This window comes from Pseudomonas sp. Irchel 3H3, assembly GCF_900187635.1.
In the GTDB taxonomy this organism is placed as follows: Bacteria; Pseudomonadota; Gammaproteobacteria; order Pseudomonadales; family Pseudomonadaceae; genus Aquipseudomonas.
This window is the reverse complement of the sequence record NZ_FYEC01000006.1, coordinates 247,194-253,382: the sequence shown is the minus strand read 5'-3', so window position 1 is coordinate 253,382 and position 6,189 is coordinate 247,194. Positions and strand designations below refer to the sequence as shown.

Annotated in this window: 6 protein-coding genes and 1 pseudogene; all 7 read right to left on the bottom strand. The window is 62.6% G+C overall.

Going from position 1 to position 6,189, the window contains the following annotated elements; all coding sequences use genetic code 11:
• Positions 1-125 (bottom strand): annotated as a pseudogene (locus tag CKW24_RS28375) (IS110 family transposase); the annotation flags it as partial.
• Positions 126-284: 159 nt separating this feature from the next.
• Entirely contained in the window at positions 285-914 is a 630-nt protein-coding gene (locus CKW24_RS10030) for a bifunctional 2-polyprenyl-6-hydroxyphenol methylase/3-demethylubiquinol 3-O-methyltransferase UbiG (RefSeq protein ID WP_095167513.1), read from the bottom strand.
• A gap of 55 nt (positions 915-969) precedes the next feature.
• The gene (locus CKW24_RS10025; RefSeq protein ID WP_095167511.1) at positions 970-1,614 is read right to left on the bottom strand and encodes a methionine ABC transporter permease; all 645 of its coding nucleotides are present in this window, start codon (positions 1,612-1,614) and stop codon (positions 970-972) included.
• Complete coding sequence (locus CKW24_RS10020; protein ID WP_095167509.1) at positions 1,604-2,725, bottom strand: methionine ABC transporter ATP-binding protein; 1,122 nt, start codon at positions 2,723-2,725, stop codon at positions 1,604-1,606. Before CKW24_RS10020 ends, CKW24_RS10025 begins: the two co-directional genes overlap by 11 nt.
• Positions 2,726-2,727: 2 nt before the next feature.
• Positions 2,728-3,537, bottom strand: a complete 810-nt coding sequence (locus CKW24_RS10015) for a MetQ/NlpA family ABC transporter substrate-binding protein (RefSeq protein ID WP_095167508.1) — start codon at positions 3,535-3,537, stop codon at positions 2,728-2,730.
• An 82-nt stretch (positions 3,538-3,619) separates the two neighbouring features.
• Complete coding sequence (locus CKW24_RS10010) at positions 3,620-4,987, bottom strand: LLM class flavin-dependent oxidoreductase (protein WP_095167506.1); 1,368 nt, start codon at positions 4,985-4,987, stop codon at positions 3,620-3,622.
• On the bottom strand, positions 4,987-6,180 hold the full coding sequence (locus CKW24_RS10005; protein ID WP_095167505.1) for an SfnB family sulfur acquisition oxidoreductase: 1,194 nt from the start codon (positions 6,178-6,180) through the stop codon (positions 4,987-4,989). The genes CKW24_RS10010 and CKW24_RS10005 overlap by 1 nt, the downstream gene beginning before the upstream one ends.
• Positions 6,181-6,189 lie beyond the last annotated feature (9 nt).

Below are 6,189 nucleotides of genomic sequence, written 5' to 3'. Positions count from 1 at the left end.
AAATGTTGGACAAGTGCTACGCGAGTGAATTTTTTGCGGTAAAGCTCATGACCTCGTTCATCTTGGGCGTGAAGATGAAAGGAGTTTTTACCCAGGTCGATGGCGGCGATAGCTACTTTGTTCATGAGAATGGTCTCCGGTGAGCCCCCAGTGAAAGCTTAGTGGGCTATCACTGGGGGCGGCGGGGGTAACCATTTCATTAGTGGTTTTGGGGTTCGCAGATATTGCATACACCCAACAGGTCTATGTGGGAGCGGGCTTGCCCGCGATGGCGGTCTAACGGCCTACGCCGATTTACGCCAGACACTCGCCAGCCAAGGCTGCTGCTCGCGCGGCAGCCCGGCCGGGCGGTAGTAGTGTTCGAGCTCGACAAAACCCGCCTCGGTGAGCAATTGCTGCCACGTTTGAAGGTCGTGATACGCCCCGTATCGCGGGCCATTCCAGCCCTCTTGGTTGTCGCCACGGGGATTGGAACTGAACAGCACACCACCCGGTTTCAAGGTCCCGTGCAGTTGCCGTAGCACCCGCGGCAACTCCTGGCGTGGCACATGAAACAGCACGGCATTGGCGAAAATCCCGTCAAACCGTTCTGCCGGCAGGTCGAGCTTGAGAAAGTCCTGCTGCCAGACCTCACAGCCGCTGTCCTCGCGGGCCATCCGGGCAAACTGCTCAGAGCCGTCGAGGCCGACGGCCGTGTGTCCCAGGCGGGTGAACGTCTGCAAGTCCCGCCCCGGGCCGCAGCCGAAGTCGAGAATCTGCAGCGGCGCCTCACCCTGGATGTGCCGCAGCAGGGCCGCGATGTTCTGGCTGACGTCATGCTCGCGAGTGCCTTCGCGAAAGCCTTCGGCCACCGAATTGTAGTGATCCAGGGTGGTGGCGGTGATCTGTTGGAGGTCGTCGGGGGTGTGTTTCATGATCGGCTGCGCAGGCAAGGGGAGTGAGCCGAATATACCCTTTGCGGCCGAGGGTTCAACGCTTGTTCAAGCCGCGCGCCAACCGATCCCCGCCCAATTGAATCACCGCCACCAGAATCACCAGCAGCACGATCACCGTGAGCATGATCTGGCTGTCAAAGCGTTGGTAGCCGTAACGGTAGGCGATATCGCCCAGGCCACCGGCACCAATGGCCCCGGCCATGGCCGAGGAGTTGATCATGGTGACCAGGGTGATGGTGAACCCTCCTACAATCCCCGGTAGCGCTTCAGGCAGCAACACGTGCCAGATGATGTGCCAGCGGCGGCAGCCCATGGCCTGGGCCGCTTCGATCAGGCCGTGATCGACCTCGCGCAGGCTGACCTCGGCAATCCGCGCGAAAAATGGCGTGGCGGCAATGGTCAGTGGCACTACGGCGGCCCAGACGCCGTAGGTGGTGCCGACGATCAACCGGGTAAAGGGAATCAGCGCGACCATCAGGATCAGAAACGGGATCGACCTGAACAGGTTCACAAAGGCCCCCAGCGCACGGTTCAGCGCCGGGGCTTGGTAGATCCCGCCCTTGGCGCTGGTGACCAGGATCACCGCCAACGGAATACCCGCCAGCAAGGCAATCAGCGATGACACGCCCACCATCAGGAAGGTATCGATAAAGCCTTGCAGCAAACGCTCAAACCACATAACCCAGCACCTCTACCTGTTGCGCCCATGCAGCGGCGCGTTGCCGCAATTGTTCGGTGTCCAGGGACGACCCCGACACTGCCAGCAGCAATTGCCCCAAGGCATGCCCCTGGATTCGCTCGACTCCGCCTTGCAGCAAGCGCACCCGGCCACCCAAGGCGCTGAACAGTGCAGCCAGGTCCGGTTCGTCCTGACTGCTGCCGGTGAACTGCAAGCGCAATACCACGGCGGCCTGGGCTGAGGCGGGTTGGGTTTGCAGGCGGCCTTGCAGGTCCTCCGGCAGGCTGTGCTGCAGCGGCGCCAGCAGGGTTTTGCTGACCTCGTGCTGCGGGTTGCCGAACACTTGCCAGACCGGGCCTTGCTCGACGATCTTGCCGTGTTCGAGCACCACCACGCGGTCACAGATATCGCGGATCACTGCCATCTCGTGGGTGATCAGAATGATGGTCAGGCCCAGGCGCCGGTTGATTTCGCGCAGCAGGCCGAGGATCGATTGGGTGGTTTCCGGGTCCAGCGCCGAAGTGGCTTCGTCGCACAGCAGGATCGCCGGATCGTGCACCAGCGCGCGGGCAATGCCGACGCGCTGTTTCTGCCCGCCCGAGAGCTGTGCCGGGTAGGCCTTGTGCTTGTCCTGCAGGCCCACCAGTTCGAGCAGCTCGCGGACCTTTTGCTCGCGCGCCGGTTTCGCCACGCCGGCGACCTTGAGTGGTAATTCGACGTTCTGCCACACGGTCTTGGCCGACATCAGGTTGAAGTGCTGGAAGATCATGCCGATGCGCCGACGCAGGTGCACCAGGCGGTCTTCGTCGAACTCGCCGATGTCCACCTGATCGATCAGTACCCGGCCCGAGGTTGGTTGTTCGAGGCGATTGATGGTGCGGATCAGCGACGACTTGCCGGCACCGCTGCGGCCGATGATGCCGAACACCTCACCGCGCTGGATCGCCAGGTCGATGCCGTGCAGCGCGGCGACCGGGCCTTGCTGGCCGTTGTAGGTCTTGCCCAGGCCGATGAAACGGACGTGGGCGTGATTGAGATCGGGGTGCAGTTCAGTCTGGACCGCGTTGTGGGGCTCTGGAATTTCCAGTCGCAGTTGGCTCGCGGCGCTCATGCTCAGCTTTCCCAGCCGGCTTGGTAGAGCTTGCCGTGGGCTTTATCCAGGGCAGCGCGAACGGCGGGCGAATGCTGGTAGATGTCGACGAACTTGATCAAGCGAGGATCGGTTTTGCTGTTGGGCTGGATCACGAACTGGATCACGTATTCCTTGTGGTCGAGACCGTCGAACAGCAGCGCGGAGCCGGCGTCGAATGTCTTGGCCAGGCGAATGTAGGCTGGGTAACCCTGCACCAGGTCGGCGTCGTCATAGGCGCGCACCAGTTGCACGGCTTCGACCTGGAGAATTTTGATCTGCTTCGGGTTGGCGACGATGTCGTCTTCGGTGGCCTTGTAGCCCACCCCATCCTTGAGCGTGATCAAGCCGGCCTTGGCCAGCAGTTGCAGGCCGCGACCGCTGTTGATCGGGTCGTTGGCGATGGCCACGCTGGCGCCTTCGGGCAGCTCGGCGAAACTTTTGTATTTCTTCGAATACAGGCCGACGTTGTTGATGATCCCCGGGGCGAACGGCACCAGGTCGAAGCCGGCGGCGGCCTTGGCGTTTTCCAGGAAGGGGATGTGCTGGAAGTAGTTCACGTCGATGTCGCCCGAGGCCAGGCTGACGTTGGGTGCGATCCAGTCGCTGAACTCCACCAGCTCGACTTTCAGGCCTTGCTTGCCGGCCTCCTCGACCGCGGCCTCCAGGGGAATGGCGAAGGCGGCGGTGGTGCCGACCTTCAGCGGCGCGTCGGCGGCGAAGGTCACGGAGCTGAAAAGGCCGAGGGCCAGTGCCAGTGCTTTGACTGGGTGGGTGAACAAGGTGTTTTTCATGATGCGTTTCCAGTCATAGAGTTGGGTTGTTTGGGAGGCTCTTCGCGAGCAGGCTCGCTCCCACAATGGTTCGTGGGACCGGTCAGCGGCGAAACGTCGAACCGGTGTGCTGTTCGGGTAATTGCGCGGCCCCTTGAAACAGCTTCTCGCGCAAGGTGCCCTGGTCATACGCGGTCTTGTACGAACCACGGCGCTGCAACTCGGGAATCACCAAGTCGATGAAATCCACATAGCTTTCCGGGGTGACGATGCGGGTCAGGTTGAAGCCGTCCAGGCCGGTTTCGGCGATCCACGACTCCAGCTCGTCCGCCACCTGTTCGGGTGAACCGACGAGGGTGATGTAGCGACCGCCCAGGGCGTGCTGATCGAGCAGTTTGCGCCGGGTCCAGTCGTTGTTTTTCAGGTGCTGGGTGGCGGATTGGATGGCGTTGCTTTTCACGTACTGGATAGGCTCGTCCAATCCGTACTGGGAGAAATCGATGCCAGTGGAGGCGGAAAAATGCGCCACTCCGGCTTCGGCGCTGGCGTAGCTCAGGTACTCGGCGTGCTTGGCCCAGGCGGCCTCTTCGCTGGCTCCGACAATCACGTTCAAGCCCATGAATACCTTGATGTCGTCCGGGTTGCGCCCGGCGCTGACGGCGCTGGCGCGCACCTTGTCGACCTGGGCCTTGGTCGAGGTTTTGTCCTGGCCACTGATGAACACGCACTCGGCGTGTTGCCCGGCGAATTGCAGGCCGCGACTCGAACTGCCGGCCTGGAACAGCACCGGGGTGCGTTGCGGCGAGGGTTCGCACAGGTGATAACCCTCGACCTGATAGAACTCGCCGTGGTGTTCGACCTTGTGCACTTTGCCCGGCTGGGCGTAGATGCGCTGCTGGGGGTCGTTGAGTACCGCGTCCGCCTCCCAGCTGCCCTCCCAGAGCTTGTACAGCACCTGCAGGTACTCGTCGGCCTGGTCGTAACGCCGGTCATGTTCGACCTGCTCGCTCAGGCCCATGGCCTTGGCGGCGCTGTCGAGGTAGCCGGTGACAATGTTCCAGCCCACCCGCCCACGGCTCAGGTGGTCGAGGGTCGACATGCGCCGGGCGAACAGGTACGGCGGTTCATAGGTGAGGTTGGCGGTGAGGCCGAAGCCGAGGTTACGGGTCACTGCGGCCATGGCCGAAACCAGCAGCAGTGGGTCGTTGACCGGCAACTGGATCGACTCCTTGAGCGGTACGTCCACCGAACCCTGGTACACGTCATAGACACCGACGATGTCGGCGATGAACAAACCGTCGAATAGCCCGCGCTCCAGCAGCTGCGCCAGCTCAGTCCAGTACTCGACGCTCTTGTACTGGGTCGAGTTGTCTCGTGGATGGGTCCACAGGCCGTGATTGATGTGCCCGATGCAGTTCATGTTGAAGGCATTGAGGAGGATTTTTTTCTTCGCGTGCACGGGGCTGCTCATCAGATGGTCCCTCGCAGCGGCGGGTTTTCATCGTTGAGGTAGTAGTTGCCCACCGCGTGGTATTTCCAGCGCACCGGATCATGCAAGGTATGCACGCGCGCGTTGCGCCAGTGCCGGTCCAGGCCATGCTCGGCCAGCGTCGCCTGGCTACCAGCGAGCTCAAACAGGGTGCTGCCGGCGGCCAGGGAGATTTCGCTGCTGATGGCGCGGGCTTCGGCCACGGCAATCGAGGCGGCTGCCACGGTGTCTGCGTTGGTGTCGCGCTGAGCCTGGTCGAGGAATTCACCGGCACGTTCCAACAGCGCTTCGGTGGCGTGCAGGCGGATGCTCAGGTGACCGAAGCTTTTCAGTGTAAGCGGGTCTTGGGTGGCCTGGTCGTTGCCGGAGTCGATCCACGGGCGGGTCTTGGTCCGCACGAAGTGCAGCGCGTCTTCGTAGGCGGCGCGGGCGATACCGGTGTCGATGGCGGCGTGGAGAATCTGCGCCAGCGGGCCGACCGGGGTCGGACGCTCGAAGGCGCTTTGAAACGGCACCAGGTCGTCGGCAGACACATAGACGTCCTCGAACACCACCGAGCCGCTGCCTGTGGTGCGTTGGCCGAAGCCGCTCCAGTCGTCGATCACCGTCAGGCCTTGGCTATCGCGGGGCACGAAGGCCAGTTGCTGGACGCCATGGTCATCAACCACTGAGGTGGGAATGCGCTGGGCGTAGATGGCGCCGGTGGCGTAGAACTTGCGGCCGTTGATGCGGTAGCCCTGGCCATCCTGGGTCAGGCGGGTGACCCGGTCATGGGCGGTCTTGGTCCCCAGTTCCGCCAGGGCATTGCCGAAACGCTGGCCGGCGAGCACTTCGGCGTACAGGCGTTTTTTCTGCGCCTCGCTGCCGTTCACCCGCAGGACTTCGAGGGCATAAAAATGGTTCTGCGGAATCTGCCCCAGGGAACCATCAGCCTGGGCGATCAGGGCGATGACCTTGGCCAGGGTGACGTTGGACACCCCGGCGCCGCCATATTCGCGGGGGACGCTGATGCCCCACAGGCCCGAGCGCGAAAACACTTCCAGCTCCGGATAAGGCAGGCGACGTTCACGGTCGCGCAGGGCGCTGTCGCGGCGCAAGTCTTCGGCCAGGTCGCTGGCGACAATAAGGGCTTGTTCATCGCTGGTAATGACCGCGACGGAATGGGAAAACGTCATGTAAATCTC